The sequence below is a fragment of the Pseudomonas sp. S1(2024) genome (genome assembly GCF_046557535.1).
This window is the reverse complement of record NZ_JBKGFP010000129.1, coordinates 1-13,987: the sequence shown is the minus strand read 5'-3', so window position 1 is coordinate 13,987 and position 13,987 is coordinate 1. Positions and strand designations below refer to the sequence as shown.

Here is a 13,987-nt window from a genome sequence, read left to right as displayed (position 1 = left end):
CAGATGATGGTGCTTGATCAGTCTCGACGGGATGTTATCGAGTCACCCAGACATCTGGTGGTGATGGGCGGCCCTGGCTCAGGGAAAACCACAGTCGCATTGCTCAAAGCTGAAGCATTTCTAGGCCGACTAGACCTCACAGAGTATCAGCAGGTGCTGTTCCTGAGCTTCGCCAGGGCAACGGTCGCGAGGGTTGCGGAACAGGCCGGGAAAATGCTGCCGAAACTTGAGCAGGCTCGGCTCGAGGTCAACACCTATCATGGCTTCACGTGGAATTTGCTGCGCAGCCATGGCTACTTGCTCCGCAACGGGCGACCCTTATCGCTTCTTCCTCCGCCAGAGGCTGCTGCGCGATTGTCCACATTGAGCGAAGAACAGATAGCCTTGGAGAAAATCAGGCTGCTCGAGGAGGAGGGACTGTTGCACTTCGACCTGTTCGCCAGCAATGCTGCCATGTTGCTGGAGAGAAGCCAGTCGCTGCAGCGCATCTACGGCAACAGCTATCCACTGATCATACTCGACGAGTTCCAGGACACGAACGAGGATGAGTGGCGTTTCATTCGGGCGTTGACTCGGCATAGCCAGGTGCTGGCTTTAGCTGATCCGGAACAACGAATCTACGAATTCCGCGGTGCCAGTGCTAGCAGGATTCAAGAGTTCGAACAGGCCTACCGCCCCGCCTCCTTTTCTTTTGGAATGGAAAATCACCGGAGCACAGGGACCGACATTGTCCAGTTCGGCAACGATCTGCTGGCAGGAGTAAATAGGGGCAGAGCCTACACCCATGTGTCGGTTACACCCTATGCGCCGCGCAAGGGGATGCTCCATCGGGCTTTCAAATTTGCCATTCTGACTGCTATAGCACGGTTGAATAGATACGGACGTGATTGGTCACTAGCCATTCTGGTTCCCAGCAAAAGCTTCATGGCTGAGGTTTCTGCGTACCTTTCGAGTGATGCGGACAATCTGCCCAGGCTTTCCCATGAGGTGGCGTTCGACCAGGAGGCAGCAGCGCTCTCTGCTACGGCGATCGCCGCGTTGCTGGAAGGTGGCGCGAATGCTGAACTCATTACTGAAAGACTTCTTAGAAACCTATGTGCTCATCTGCGTGGCAGGAAAGGCGAGAAAGCCCCAAGCAAGGCTCACTTGGAATTGGTACTCGCTCTGGAGCAGTTGTTCGGTGGGCAAGCACTTCGTCGAGCGCCGCACAAGCGGGTTCTTGCTGCCGCACAGCTTATTGCAGTCCAGCGTCTTGAGTTGCAATTGACTGGCGACCCCCAAGTTGACTGGGTTGCCGCACGACAATTTCTGGATTCAAGCACCGAGCAGGTTTTCAAGCAGATCGGTATAGATGGTCGGTATGTGCGCTTGCTTGGGAAGGGGTCGCTGCTTCGAAGCCGTTTGAGCGAGATGTGGCGCTCAGCTGAAGGCTATTCAGGAGCAGAGAAGCTGGTGCGGGATGCTCTTATTCAGGACCACTTTCAAGCTGTCACCAGGGACTGGAAGGGGCTCCATCTGATGACCATGCACAAATCGAAGGGAAAGGAATTCACAGAGGTCATTCTTTATGAGGGAGTGATGAAGGGGCGTTTCTTGCCGACCGAAGCGACCCCGGATCGCGTGCGTCAGGCCCGTTTAGCCATGCGTGTCGCTGTCACTCGTGCAATGAAGAAGGCGACTATCTTGACGCCGACTGGGCGAAATCGCTGCCCGTTGATTTGAACGCAAGATTGGGGATGCCGCCAGGGACCATCGTATCATTACTGATGTGCGGCTGATCGGACGTTGCGATCCGCTAACCTAGAGTGAAAGACAAAATGCCCAGGCCCAACCACCTCGCCTTCTTTGTCTGGCGGATAATGGTGAGCGGGTTCCAGATTAGTGCAAAACGGCGCTGGTTGATCAAGGTTGTACCATTACCCCTTTCTTACAGCTCGCGGATGATACTCCGATTAATCGGCTTTCGAATAAGTACGAGTTTGATCCTGTCCGATGTCCTGTACACTAGCTCTTTTTCATTTTTCATTAGAGGCCTCGAAACTGATTGATATCTGCTGTTTGTGAATAATGATATTCCTTAGGTGAAAAGCGTCCCTGTGGGCCAAACAATAAATTGGCCGTTAGATATTCGAGATAGATGATCGCCTCCGGTTGCGCATATCGCATAAAGCACTCGCGCTGGGCCGCAGATAGACAGGCTCGGTGCTTCAGACATGTTTTCACCATTTCCGCCAGTACATAGCCGCGTATGTCGTATCGCTCATCCATGGCGCAAAGGATGGTTCGATAGCATAAGTGATAGTTCGGTTGCTGGCCGGTCTGTAGGTAGGCGTCGTTACTCATCCTTGACTCCCGGCCTGCCAGGAGGCCAGAAATTGCAGCACCTGCTCAACTTGGCCCTGACTGACTAGTTGCTCCGCAGTTCGCCCCTCGAAAGTTAACAATTGATCTTGGCGGAACCAGCCAATTGCTTGCTCGATAGTCGCACCGGTCTCAGTCACCATCAGAACCACACGTAGGACATCTGTTATGAAGCGTAGCGCTGCTTCGGAGTCAGTCGTGGTTGCACCATCTGCCTGGCTTTTGCGATACGTAGCGAGGTAAACGTCAAACTCAGCTGGGTTCAGACCAAAAGCCCTGGCGTAACGTTCCCCTGGAGAGGTTGTCCCTTTCGTGTTGCGTAGGTAATCAGCCAATTCAGCAGCTGACAGCGCGCTTATTTGAAATGCCTCTTGGTTCATGACTTGTTCCCCTCGCGACCTTTCGTTAACAGCATGCCCCCAAATCAACAGTAAGCAAAGCCATAGCTGTGTGGCTTTTATGGTCGACGTGGCAAGGGCGGTCGTTCAGCGGAAGCGTATGTACGCCACGGATGTGGAGCTTTCACGCAACGGCCTAGGAGCATCCCCCGATGACACAGTAGACACAGAGAGGGCCAGGCGGAACGACTGAGACCACGCGATGGTGGTGGGCGGCCTGGAACTAATGTTTAGGGAATGTGCGGTAGGGTCGATTTGGGGGTTTGACTTACCGCTTTTTGGCCTTTTCAGTTCTGATTACTGATCGCAGCCGCCAAGCCGTCGACGAAGGGGGCTGTTCAGCGTGCTCCGAAAAGAGTACAAATGTGCTCCATGGACAATCTTACCCCAAAACGCCGCGCCATCTTCGAGTTCATCCGTGAGCGCATCGCCGACCACGGCCAGCCGCCGAGCCTGGCCGATATCGCCACGCGCTTCGGTTTTGCCTCGCGCAGCGTGGCGCGCAAGCACATCACCGCCCTGTGCCAGGCCGGCTACATCGACGTCACGCCGAACCAGGCGCGGGGCATACGCCTGGCCGAACGGCTGCGCCGCCCGGAAATCCTCGAAGTGCCGGTGCTGGGCCAGGTGGCGGCAGGCGCCCCCATCGGCCCGGACCTCGACATTCACGAGCAACTGCTGCTCGACCCCAGCCTGTTCCGCCGTACCCCCGACTACCTGCTGAAGGTGCGTGGCGATTCGATGATCGACGACGGCATTTTCGACGGCGACCTGGTCGGCATCCTCCAGCAGGCCGACGCCCGCGATGGCCAGATCGTGGTCGCGCGCCTGGACGGCGAGGTGACCATCAAGCGCCTGCAGCGCCAGGGTGGCAATTACCGGCTGTTGCCACGCAACCCGGCCTATGCGCCCATCGATGTGCGGCCTGAACAGGAGTTCTTCATCGAAGGCGTGTTCTGCGGCTTGCTGAGGCGTGACTGATGGGCGCGGTGGTCGACCTCGACAGGTTGCTCGACCAGCGCCGGGTATGGCGCGGTCGGCAGGCCCAGGCGCGGCCGCTCGGCCTGCAGCCCACGGGCCATGCCGCCCTTGACCAATGCCTGCCGGAAGGTGGCTGGCCGGCGGCTGCGCTCAGCGAACTGTTGCTGGCCAGCCCCGGCTGCGGCGAATTGCAGCTGCTGTGGCCGACCCTGGCCCGCTTGAGCGCTGAAGCCAGCCGAATCGTGCTGGTGGCACCGCCATTCATTCCTTACGCCCCGGCCTGGCAGGCCGCGGGGGTGGACCTGCGCTGGCTGGTACAGGTGGACGCCGAACCTGCCGATGCCCTGTGGGCCGCCGAGCAATGTCTGCGCTCCGGCAGTTGCGCGGCGGTGCTGTGCTGGCCGGAACGTGCCGATGACCGCGCCCTGCGGCGCTTGCAGGTGGCTGCCGAAACCGGGCAGGCGCTGGCCTTCGCCTGCCGGCCGCAACAGGCGGCGCACAACCCTTCACCCGCAGCACTGCGCATTGCCGTCGACACCCGCCCGGCACAATGGCGCGTGCTGAAAAGCCGTGGTGGCATGCCACCGGCGCTGCCCATCGCCTGCCCGGGGCGGGGCTGATGCAACATGCTCTGGGCCTGCATCCTGCTTCCGCAGCTGGCGCTGGACACGGTTCTGCGTGAGCGTGACGACCCCGATACCCCCCTGGTGCTGCTTGGCGGGCCGACCCAGCGACGCGTGCTGCAGGCGGTCAACCCGGCGGCGGCGGCGCTCGGCCTGCGGGCCGGGCAAACCCTGACGGCGGCGCGTGCGCTGGCCGATGGCTTCAGCTGCGTCGAGGCCGACCCCAAGCGCATCGACCAGGTGCAGCAGTTGCTGGCAGCCTGGGCCTACCGCTTCAGTGCCCAGGTCAGCCTGCACTACCCACGGGCGCTGTTGCTGGAGGTGGGCTCCAGCCTGCAGCTGTTCGGCCCCTGGCCGCTGTTCGAGGCCCGCCTGCGCCAGGAGCTGGCGGAGCTGGGCTTGCGCCAACGCATCGTCCTGGCCAGCAACCCGGTGGCGGCGCGCATGCTCGCCAATGCTCACGATGGCCTGGCCGTGATGGATGCCGATGCCACTCGTGCGGCGCTGCTGGGCATGCCAATCGAGCGTATCGGCCTGCCTGCGCAGGCTGCCGAGGCCTTTGCCCGCATGGGCCTGCGCCAGTTGAGCCAGGTGCTGGCCTTGCCCCGCGACAGCCTGGCCAGGCGCTTTCCGGCCCAGGTGCAGCTGCACCTTGATCAGCTGCTCGGCCTGCGCAATCTGGGGCTGGGCTTCTACCAGCCCCCGGACCGTTTCGAGACCCGGCTGGAGCTGAACTTCGACGTCGAATCGCACCAGGCCCTGCTGTTCCCGCTGCGGCGCATGCTCAACGACCTTGCCGCGTTCCTCGCCGGGCGTGACTGTGGCGTGCAGCGTTTCTGCCTGCACCTGGAGCATGCCGAAGGGCCGGATACCTTGCTGAAGGTAGGCCTGCTGGCCGCCGAACGCGATGCTGCGATGCTGTTCGAACTGGCGCGCGGGCGCCTGGAGCCGCTACGCATTCCCGCACCTGTGCGCAACCTGCGGCTGGTTGCCGAGGACCTGCCACCCTTCGTGCCGCAACACCAGGCATTGTTCGACCCGCGTGCGCAGCAGGCGCAACCTTGGGAACAATTGCGCGAACGGCTACGCGCCCGCCTGGGGGATGAGGCGGTCAAGGGCCTGAGCGCGGCAGCCGATCATCGCCCCGAATGCGCCTGGCAAGCGGTAGAGCAGGGTGCCCAGGGCAGCATGCCGGTCGTTCCTGGCAGCCGCCCTGGCTGGCTGCTGTCGGCCCCCATGGCGCTGGACGAAGGCGGCTATCGCCTGCAAGGCCATGCCGAGCGCATCGAATCGGGCTGGTGGGATGGCGGCGATGTGCGCCGCGACTATTACCGCATCGAAACCCGCGACGGCCTGCGCGGCTGGGCCTACCGCGACCTGGGCAAGGCCGGCCCGTTGTGGCTGCAGGGCTGGTTCGCATGAACACCCCGGGTTATGCCGAGCTGCACTGCCTGTCCAACTTCAGCTTCCAGCGCGGCGCGTCGAGCGCCGACGAGCTGTTCCGGCGCGCGCGTGAACAGGGCTACCAGGCGCTGGCGATCACCGACGAATGCACCCTGGCCGGCATCGTCCGTGCCTGGCAGGCGGCCAAGGAACACCAGCTGCGGCTAATCGTGGGCAGTGAAGTGCAGTTGCAGGACGGCCCCAGGCTGGTGCTGCTGGTGCAGGACCTGGCCGGCTACCAGAACCTGTGCGCGCTGATCACCCGGGCCCGGCGGCGGGCGCAGAAGGGCGAGTACCAACTGTTTCGCGATGACCTGCAGCAGCACCATCAGGGCCTGCTGGCATTGTGGGTAGCCGATGACAGCGGCGATGCCACCCCCGGGCAGTGGCTGCACGGCGTGTTCGGCGAGCGCCTGTGGCTGGCCGTGCACCTGCACCGCGGCAGTGACGATACCTTGCGCCTTGAACGCTTGCGCGGCCTGGCGGCCAGGGTCGGCATCCGCGCCGTGGCCTGTGGCGACGTGCACATGCACGTGCGCGGTCGCCGCGCCCTGCAAGATTGCATGACCGCCATTCGCCAACATTGCCTGGTGGCCGAGGCCGGGCGCTTCCTGTTTGCCAATGGCGAGCGGCACCTGCGCAGCCAGGCGCAACTGGGCGAACTCTATCCCGCCGACCTGCTGGCCGAGACCCTGGCGATTGCTGCGCGCTGCCAGTTCGAACTGAGCGAATTGAAATACCAGTACCCACGCGAACTGGTGCCCCAGGGGCATAGCCCGGCGAGCTGGTTGCGCGAATTGTGCCAGCAGGGTTTGCCGTCGCGCTGGCCAAACGGGCCGAGCAGCAAGGTGCGGGATGTGCTGGCCAAGGAGCTGGCGCTGATCGAGGAGCTGGGCTACGAAAGCTACTTCCTGACTGTGCACGACATCGTCGCCTTCGCCCGCAGCCAGCGCATTCTGTGCCAGGGGCGGGGCTCGGCAGCCAACTCGGTGGTGTGCTTCGTGCTGGGCATCACCGAGCTCGACCCCATGCAACACCACCTGTTGTTCGAGCGCTTCCTGTCGCGCGAGCGCAACGAACCGCCGGACATCGACGTGGACTTCGAGCACGACCGGCGCGAGGAGGTGATCCAGTATGTGTTCCGCCGCTATGGCCGGCACCGGGCGGCGCTCACTGCGGTGGTCAACACCTACCATGCCGCCGGTGCGGTGCGGGATGTGGCGCGTGTGCTGGGGCTGCCCGCCGACCAGGTGGACGCCCTGGCCAAATGCTGTGGCCGCTGGAGCGATCGCATACCCGACGACCAGCGCCTGGCCGAGGCCGGCTTCGAGGCGGGCAGCCCTTCGCTGCGCCGGGTACTGGTGCTGGCCGGCGAACTGATCGGCTTCCCTCGGCACCTGTCACAGCACCCGGGCGGCTTCGTCATCTCGCAGCAACCCTTGGACGAGCTGGTGCCGGTGGAGAATGCCGCGATGCCGGAGCGCACGGTGATCCAGTGGGACAAGGACGACCTGGACATGGTCGGCCTGCTCAAGGTCGATGTGCTGGCGCTGGGCATGCTCAGCGCCTTGCGCCGTTGCTTCGACCTGCTGCAACGCCACCGTGGCCGGCACCTGACCCTGGCGTCCATCCCCGCCGAAGACCCGGCCACCTACGCGATGATCAGCCGTGCCGAGACCATGGGCGTATTCCAGATCGAGTCGCGCGCGCAAATGGCCATGTTGCCGCGGCTTCGGCCGGAAAAGTTCTACGACCTGGTCATCGAGGTGGCCATCGTCCGCCCCGGGCCGATCCAGGGCGACATGGTCCACCCTTACCTGCGCCGGCGCCTGAAGCAGGAACCGGTGACCTATCCCTCGCCGCAACTGAAGGCAGTGTTCGAGCGCACCCTGGGTGTGCCGCTGTTCCAGGAGCAGGTGATGGAGCTGGCGATGGTCGCGGCCGACTACACCCCGGGCGAGGCCGACCAGTTGCGCCGCAGCATGGCCGCCTGGAAGCGTCACGGCGGTCTGGAACCGCACCGCGAGCGGCTGGTGCAGGGCATGTTGCGCAATGGTTATGACCTGGCGTTTGCCGAGCGCATCTTCGAGCAGATCAAGGGCTTTGGCAGTTATGGCTTTCCGGAATCGCACGCGGCCAGTTTTGCCTTGTTGTGCTACGCCAGCAGCTGGCTCAAGTGCCATGAACCGGCGATTTTCACCTGCGCGCTGGTCAACAGCTGGCCCATGGGTTTCTACAGCCCCGACCAGTTGCTGCAAGAGGCCCGACGCCAGGGTATCGAGGTCAGGCCGGTCGATGTGTGCCACAGTGACTGGGACTGCACGCTCGAGCCTGAGCCTGGAGAGGTGCTGGCCATTCGCATGGGCTTGCGCCTGGTACGCGGCCTTGCCGAGGGCGATGCCAGGCGCCTGGAGCAGGCGAGGGCACAGCGGCCATGGCGCGATGTCGAAGACCTGTGCCTGCGTGCCGGGCTCGATTCGCGTGCCCGGGCCCAATTGGCCGATGCCGGTGCGCTGCGCGCCTTGGCCAGGGACCGGCACCAGGCGCGCTGGCAGGTGGCGGCGGTGCAGCCGCAGCTGCCTTTGTTCGCCGATATCGAAGCCTTGCCGGAACGTACCGTCGAACTGCCCGTCCCCAGTGTGGCAGAGGACCTGATGGCCGATTACCAGACCCTGGGTACCACGCTTGGGCCGCATCCCCTGACCTTGTTGCGCTCACGCCTGCGGGCCCTGGGCTGTCGCAGTTCGCGCGAGCTGCAAGATGTCGGGCATGGTGACAACATTGCCGTGGCAGGGCTGGTGGTGGGCCGCCAGCGGCCACAGACCGCCAGCGGCGTGACCTTCGTCACCCTGGAGGACGAGCACGGCATGGTCAATGTGGTGGTGTGGCGGGATCTTGCCGAGCGGCAGCGGCGGGCACTGGTGGGGGCGCAGTTGCTCAAGGTCAGCGGGCGGCTGGAGCAGGAGAATGGCGTGCGCCACCTGATAGCACGGCGGTTGGAGGATGTGAGCCCGTTGTTGCAAGGGCTGGATGTACGCAGCCGGGATTTCCATTGATCCCCGGCACCTCACGCAAAACCCTGATTTTTGCGCGGTCCCTGTAGGAGCGGCTTTAGCCGCGAACACCGGCGCAGCCGGTGCCATGCACCGCGCTGGATTCTTCGCGGCTAAAGCCGCTCCCACAGGGTACGAGGATTGCTTGCGAATTCAGTTATCTTCGTGTCAGTCGCTACACCATCGCCAACCGCTGCTTGCGCGTCGGTGCCGGGAACGCCCGGTCGATCGCCCGCAGGTCTTCGCCGGTCAGGGTCAGCGCACCCGCAGCGGCATTCAGCCGCACATGCTCGGGCGTCACGGCCTTGGGGATGGCTATCACCCCGTCATTGCGTGTCACCCACGCCAGGCTGACCTGGGCCACCGTGGCCCCATGGCGCTCAGCGATTTCCGCCAGCACCGGGTGCTGCAGCAGGCGCCCGGCCTGGGCCAGCGGGCAGTAGGCCATGATCGGCAGCGCACGCTTTTCGCACCAAGGCAACAGGTCGAACTCGATGCCACGCTGGGCCGGGTTGTACAGCACCTGGTTGGTGGCGCAATCGGGGTTGTGCAGTTCGCGCAGGTCGTCGACATCGAAATTGGAAACACCCCAGCGCTTGATCTTGCCTTGCTCGCGCAAGCGCTCGAACGCCTCGACGGTTTCTTCCAGTGGGTGCTGGCCGCGCCAGTGCAGCAGGTACAGGTCGATGCAGTCGGTGCCCAGGCGGGTGAGGCTGCGCTCGCAGGCGGCGGCCATGGCGCGCAGGCTGGCATTGTGCGGATACACCTTGCTGACCAGGAACACCTGGTCGCGGCGCCCGGCAATGGCCTGGCCAACCACTTCTTCCGCGCCACCTTCGGCATACATCTCGGCGGTATCGATCAGGCTCAGCCCAAGTTCGATACCCTGTTGCAGGGCCGCCACCTCGGCCGCCTTGCGAGCCGGATCTTCACCCATGTACCAGGTGCCCTGGCCGATGGCCGGAACGCTCGAACCTGCCAGTTTCACGTAACGCATGTCACCTCCGGGATGCGGGTATTGGAAAGCAGTACCTCGAGCAGCGCTTGCGCTGCCGTGGAAAGCTTGTGTTCGCTAAGAGCAATCACACCGATGCGGCGCTCGACCGTGGGCTCGACCAAGGGCACGCAGCGGGCGCCAAGCTCCTGCATCTGATTGATGCAAAGTGCCGGCACGGCACTGACCCCCAGCCCACTGGCGACCATGCGCCCGACGGTAGACAACTGATGGCTCTCGAAAGCCACCGCGAGTTTGCCGTGGCGGGCGGCCACGTTCTGCTCCATCAGCAGGCGCACCGCCGAAGGGCGTTGCAGGGCCACGAAGTCTTCGGCCAGCAACTGTGCCCAGCTGACCTGGGGCAGCTGCGCCAAGGGCGAATCGGCGGGCACCACGGCGACGAAACGGTCCATGTACAACGGGTGGAAATCCAGGCCATCGTTGTTGTCGGGTTCGAAGCCGATGCCCAGTTCGACGCGGCGATGGCGCACCAGTTCCTGCACCTGTTCGTTGATCACATCGTGCACCGTGACGTTGACCTTCGGGTAACGCTGGCGAAATACCTTCAGCGAGTGGGGCAGCAGGTTGCCGGCAAAGGCCGGCATGGCCGCCACCGAAACCCGGCCCAGTTGCAGGGTGAAACGCTGGCGCAGCATTTCTTCGGTGTCGTCCCAGTCGGCCAGCAGGCGCCGTGCCAGCGGCAGCAGCACCTCGCCCTCGGCAGTCAGGCTGACGCTGCGCGTGGTGCGGCTGAGCAGGGCGCCGCCAAGGTTTTCTTCCAGGGCCTTGATGGTCAGGCTCAGTGCCGGTTGCGAGACATGCAGGTGTTCACCGGCCTGGGCGAAGCTCTGGTATTTGGCCACAGCGACAAAGGCGCGCAGTTGCTTGACGTTCATGACAGGCCTGTTGGTTGTTTTGCAAAAGTTATCAATCGATGATGAAAACAAAATTAACAAATCAGTCGCTTGCGGTGAAGATGTCCCAACACGCTCACCGACAGCCTCGTCGGTTCAACAACTACAAAAGGCGGATCAGCATGGCCGGACTGGACAAGCGCGTTGCAACCTATGAACAGGCCCTCGAAGGCCTGACCGACAACATGACGGTACTGGCTGGTGGTTTCGGCCTGTGCGGTATCCCGGAAAACCTTATCAGCGAAATCAGGCGCCGTGGCGTCAAGGGCCTGACCGTGGTCTCCAACAACTGCGGTGTCGACGGCTTTGGCCTGGGCGTGCTGCTGGAAGACCGGCAGATCCGCAAGATGGTCGCTTCCTACGTGGGCGAGAACGCCGAGTTCGAACGCCAGCTGTTGAGCGGCGAGCTGGAAGTGGAGCTGACCCCGCAAGGCACTCTCGCCGAGAAAATGCGCGCCGGTGGCGCCGGCATCCCGGCCTTCTACACGGCCACCGGCTACGGCACCCCGGTTGCCGACGGCAAGGAAGTGCGCGAATTCAACGGCCGCAAGTACATCCTCGAAGAATCCATCACCGGCGACTTCGCCATCGTCAAGGGCTGGAAGGCCGACCACTACGGCAACGTGGTGTACCGCAACACCGCGCAAAACTTCAACCCGCTGGCGGCCACCGCCGGCAAGATCACCGTGGTCGAAGTGGAAGAGATCGTCGAACCTGGCGTGCTGCTGCCCAGCGAGATCCACACCCCGGGCATCTACGTGGACCGCGTCATCGTCGGCACCTTCGAAAAGCGTATCGAAAAGCGCACCGTCAAGGCCTGAGCGCCATCCACCAGAACAACAAAGAGATCCTGACCATGGCACTGACCCGCGAACAGATGGCGCAACGCGTCGCCCGTGAACTGAAGGACGGCTACTACGTAAACCTGGGCATCGGCATTCCGACCCTGGTGGCCAACTACGTACCCGCCGACATGGATGTGATGCTGCAATCGGAAAACGGCCTGCTCGGCATGGGCGAATTCCCCACCGAAGGCACCATCGATGCCGACATGATCAACGCCGGCAAGCAGACCGTCACCGCCCGCCGCGGTGCCTCGATCTTCGATTCGGCGCAGTCGTTCGCCATGATCCGTGGCGGCCATGTCGACCTGACGGTGCTCGGCGCTTTCGAAGTGGATGTGCAAGGCAACATCGCCTCGTGGATGATCCCGGGCAAGCTGGTGAAGGGCATGGGCGGCGCCATGGACCTGGTGGCCGGTGCCGAGAACATCATCGTCACCATGACCCACGCGTCCAAGGACGGCGAGTCCAAGCTGCTGCCGCAGTGCAGCCTGCCATTGACCGGTGCTGGCTGCATCCGCAAGGTGCTGACCGACCTGGCCTACCTGGAAATCGAAAACGGCGCCTTCATCCTGCGCGAGACCGCGCCTGGGGTGAGCATCGAGGAAATCATCGAGAAAACCGCCGGCAAGCTGATCGTGCCGGATGATGTGAAGGAAATGACCTTCTAACGCATCATGTGATCCTACCCTGTGGGAGCGGGCGTGCCCGCGAATGCTGCGGTGAATTTACCGACGCATTCGCGGGCACGCCCGCTCCCACAGGGTTTTTGCGTTGTCTGGCAATACTGCTTTACCTCATAAAACCAATAAAAGGAATTGAACTGTGGCCGCTGAAATCCAAGACAGCCGTTCCGCGCGCTTTGCCTTGCGCTGCTCCAACTGGGCCGAACGCTGGTTCCCCGATTCCTGGGTGTTTGCCGCCCTGGCAGTGCTGCTGGTGTGCATCGGCGCCCTGGCCATGGGCGCCAAGCCGACCGACACCGCCAAGGCCTTTGGCGATGGCTTCTGGAGCCTGATCCCCTTCACCATGCAGATGGCCTTCGTGGTCATCGGCGGCTATGTGGTGGCCAGCTCGCCGCCCGCTGCGCGCCTGATCGACCGCCTGGCGCGCATCCCCGGCAATGGCCGTTCGGCAGTGTGCTGGGTGGCGCTGATCTCGATGCTGGCATCGCTGCTCAACTGGGGCCTGTCGCTGGTGTTCGGCGGCCTGCTGGTGCGCGCCCTGGCCCGACGCACCGAACTGAAGATGGACTACCGCGCCGCCGGCGCCGCCGCCTACCTGGGCCTGGGCGCCGTGTGGGCGCTGGGCCTGTCTTCGTCGGCGGCGCAATTGCAGGCCAACCCGGCCAGCCTGCCACCGTCGATCCTGTCGATTACCGGGGTGATCCCGTTCACCGAGACCATCTTCCTCTGGCAGTCCGGCGTGATGCTGGCGGCATTGGTGGTGGTCTCGCTGGTGATCGCCTACGCCACGGCCCCGGGCCCGAACAGTGCGCGCAGCGCCCAGGACTGTGGGGTCGACCCCAGCTTCACCGCGCCACCGGCACCCCAGCGCACCCGCCCGGGCGAATGGCTTGAGCACAGCCCCATCCTGATCCTGCTGCTGGTGGCCCTGGCTGCCGGCTGGCTGTACCAGGAGTTCGCCACCAAGCCGGCGATTACCGCCATTTCCGGGCTGAACACCTACAACCTGTTGTTCATCATGCTCGGTGCCTTGCTGCACTGGCGCCCGCGCAGCTTCCTCGATGCGGTGGCGCGCGCGGTGCCGACCACCACCGGGGTGCTGATCCAGTTCCCGCTGTATGGTTCGATCGCTGCCATTCTCACCCAGGTGAAGGGCGTCGACGAGCAGACTTTGGCCCACCACATTTCACTGTTCTTCACCCAGATCGCCACGCATGACACCTATGCCGTGCTGATGGGCGTGTATTCGGCGGTGCTGGGCTTCTTCATCCCATCGGGTGGTGGCAAGTGGATCATCGAGGCCCCGTACGTGATGCTGGTGGCCAATGACCTGCAGTACCACCTGGGCTGGGCAGTGCAGATCTACAACGCCGCAGAAGCCTTGCCGAACCTGATCAACCCGTTCTACATGCTGCCGCTGCTGGGGGTACTGGGGCTCAAGGCACGCGACCTGATCGGCTTCTCGTTCGTGCAGTTGCTGGTGCACGTGCCGCTGGTGCTGGTGTTGCTGTGGGCATTGGGTACGACGTTGCAGTACCTGCCGCCGGTGATGCCGTAACCCTGGGCCTGCGCTGGCTTTTTGTAGGAGCGGCCTTGTGTCGCGATAGGGCCGCAAAGCGGCCCCAGGGTTTCAGCAATAGTGCACAAATTGCCGGGGCTGCTCTGCAGCCCTATCGCGACAAAAGGCCGCTC

12 protein-coding genes are annotated in these 13,987 nt (G+C 63.3%); 8 read left to right on the top strand and 4 right to left on the bottom strand.

Annotated elements, in window-relative coordinates:
- Positions 1 to 3 precede the first annotated feature (3 nt).
- Positions 4 to 1,722 (top strand): UvrD-helicase domain-containing protein, encoded by a 1,719-nt coding sequence (locus tag ACLCGK_RS31130; RefSeq protein ID WP_015270428.1) that lies wholly within the window; start codon positions 4 to 6, stop codon positions 1,720 to 1,722.
- A gap of 303 nt (positions 1,723 to 2,025) precedes the next feature.
- On the opposite strand, the gene ACLCGK_RS31125 is transcribed toward ACLCGK_RS31130, so the two are convergent.
- Together ACLCGK_RS31125 and ACLCGK_RS31120 are read right to left on the bottom strand one after the other, a co-directional pair.
- The gene (locus ACLCGK_RS31125; protein ID WP_015270427.1) at positions 2,026 to 2,343 is read right to left on the bottom strand and encodes a hypothetical protein; all 318 of its coding nucleotides are present in this window, start codon (positions 2,341 to 2,343) and stop codon (positions 2,026 to 2,028) included.
- Positions 2,340 to 2,741, bottom strand: a complete 402-nt coding sequence (locus ACLCGK_RS31120) for a hypothetical protein (RefSeq protein ID WP_085588730.1) — start codon at positions 2,739 to 2,741, stop codon at positions 2,340 to 2,342. Before ACLCGK_RS31120 ends, ACLCGK_RS31125 begins: the two co-directional genes overlap by 4 nt.
- Before the next feature lie 381 nt (positions 2,742 to 3,122).
- Here ACLCGK_RS31120 and lexA point away from each other — a divergent pair, with 381 nt between their 5' ends.
- The 4 genes from lexA to ACLCGK_RS31100 are packed head-to-tail and all read left to right on the top strand — an operon-like array spanning position 3,123 to position 8,862.
- Positions 3,123 to 3,740: a transcriptional repressor LexA gene (gene lexA / locus ACLCGK_RS31115; protein WP_025339260.1), complete on the top strand. Its 618-nt coding sequence runs from the start codon at positions 3,123 to 3,125 to the stop codon at positions 3,738 to 3,740.
- Positions 3,740 to 4,360: a translesion DNA synthesis-associated protein ImuA gene (gene imuA / locus ACLCGK_RS31110; RefSeq protein WP_041505915.1), complete on the top strand. Its 621-nt coding sequence runs from the start codon at positions 3,740 to 3,742 to the stop codon at positions 4,358 to 4,360. Before lexA ends, imuA begins: the two co-directional genes overlap by 1 nt.
- 6 nt (positions 4,361 to 4,366) lie before the next feature.
- Positions 4,367 to 5,785, top strand: coding sequence for a Y-family DNA polymerase (locus ACLCGK_RS31105; protein ID WP_054573245.1), 1,419 nt, complete (start codon positions 4,367 to 4,369; stop codon positions 5,783 to 5,785).
- Positions 5,782 to 8,862, top strand: coding sequence for an error-prone DNA polymerase (locus tag ACLCGK_RS31100; RefSeq protein WP_410953570.1), 3,081 nt, complete (start codon positions 5,782 to 5,784; stop codon positions 8,860 to 8,862). The genes ACLCGK_RS31105 and ACLCGK_RS31100 overlap by 4 nt, the downstream gene beginning before the upstream one ends.
- A gap of 172 nt (positions 8,863 to 9,034) precedes the next feature.
- On the opposite strand, the gene ACLCGK_RS31095 is transcribed toward ACLCGK_RS31100, so the two are convergent.
- Both ACLCGK_RS31095 and ACLCGK_RS31090 read right to left on the bottom strand, forming a co-directional pair.
- Positions 9,035 to 9,856 (bottom strand): aldo/keto reductase, encoded by an 822-nt coding sequence (locus ACLCGK_RS31095; RefSeq protein WP_137137501.1) that lies wholly within the window; start codon positions 9,854 to 9,856, stop codon positions 9,035 to 9,037.
- Positions 9,844 to 10,749, bottom strand: coding sequence for a LysR family transcriptional regulator (locus tag ACLCGK_RS31090; protein ID WP_013972722.1), 906 nt, complete (start codon positions 10,747 to 10,749; stop codon positions 9,844 to 9,846). The genes ACLCGK_RS31095 and ACLCGK_RS31090 overlap by 13 nt, the downstream gene beginning before the upstream one ends.
- 140 nt (positions 10,750 to 10,889) lie before the next feature.
- Between ACLCGK_RS31090 and ACLCGK_RS31085 the strand changes: the two genes are divergently transcribed.
- The 3 genes from ACLCGK_RS31085 (at position 10,890) to ACLCGK_RS31075 (ending at position 13,853) form a co-directional block, all read left to right on the top strand.
- The gene (locus tag ACLCGK_RS31085) at positions 10,890 to 11,588 is read left to right on the top strand and encodes a CoA transferase subunit A (protein WP_085624876.1); all 699 of its coding nucleotides are present in this window, start codon (positions 10,890 to 10,892) and stop codon (positions 11,586 to 11,588) included.
- 35 nt (positions 11,589 to 11,623) lie between these two features.
- The gene (locus ACLCGK_RS31080; RefSeq protein WP_015270420.1) at positions 11,624 to 12,280 is read left to right on the top strand and encodes a CoA transferase subunit B; all 657 of its coding nucleotides are present in this window, start codon (positions 11,624 to 11,626) and stop codon (positions 12,278 to 12,280) included.
- A 154-nt stretch (positions 12,281 to 12,434) separates the two neighbouring features.
- Positions 12,435 to 13,853: a short-chain fatty acid transporter gene (locus ACLCGK_RS31075; protein WP_013972720.1), complete on the top strand. Its 1,419-nt coding sequence runs from the start codon at positions 12,435 to 12,437 to the stop codon at positions 13,851 to 13,853.
- The last annotated feature ends 134 nt before the right edge of the window (positions 13,854 to 13,987 follow it).

What these genes read in the sequence shown, in the direction of transcription:
- ACLCGK_RS31130 (WP_015270428.1), top strand. Translation starts at nt 4, where the DNA reads ATGATGGTGCTTGATCAGTCTCGACGGGATGTTATCGAGTCACCCAGA.
- ACLCGK_RS31125 (WP_015270427.1), bottom strand. Translation starts at nt 2,343, where the DNA reads ATGAGTAACGACGCCTACCTACAGACCGGCCAGCAACCGAACTATCAC.
- ACLCGK_RS31120 (WP_085588730.1), bottom strand. Translation starts at nt 2,741, where the DNA reads ATGAACCAAGAGGCATTTCAAATAAGCGCGCTGTCAGCTGCTGAATTG.
- lexA (WP_025339260.1), top strand. Translation starts at nt 3,123, where the DNA reads ATGTGCTCCATGGACAATCTTACCCCAAAACGCCGCGCCATCTTCGAG.
- imuA (WP_041505915.1), top strand. Translation starts at nt 3,740, where the DNA reads ATGGGCGCGGTGGTCGACCTCGACAGGTTGCTCGACCAGCGCCGGGTA.
- ACLCGK_RS31105 (WP_054573245.1), top strand. Translation starts at nt 4,367, where the DNA reads ATGCTCTGGGCCTGCATCCTGCTTCCGCAGCTGGCGCTGGACACGGTT.
- ACLCGK_RS31100 (WP_410953570.1), top strand. Translation starts at nt 5,782, where the DNA reads ATGAACACCCCGGGTTATGCCGAGCTGCACTGCCTGTCCAACTTCAGC.
- ACLCGK_RS31095 (WP_137137501.1), bottom strand. Translation starts at nt 9,856, where the DNA reads ATGCGTTACGTGAAACTGGCAGGTTCGAGCGTTCCGGCCATCGGCCAG.
- ACLCGK_RS31090 (WP_013972722.1), bottom strand. Translation starts at nt 10,749, where the DNA reads ATGAACGTCAAGCAACTGCGCGCCTTTGTCGCTGTGGCCAAATACCAG.
- ACLCGK_RS31085 (WP_085624876.1), top strand. Translation starts at nt 10,890, where the DNA reads ATGGCCGGACTGGACAAGCGCGTTGCAACCTATGAACAGGCCCTCGAA.
- ACLCGK_RS31080 (WP_015270420.1), top strand. Translation starts at nt 11,624, where the DNA reads ATGGCACTGACCCGCGAACAGATGGCGCAACGCGTCGCCCGTGAACTG.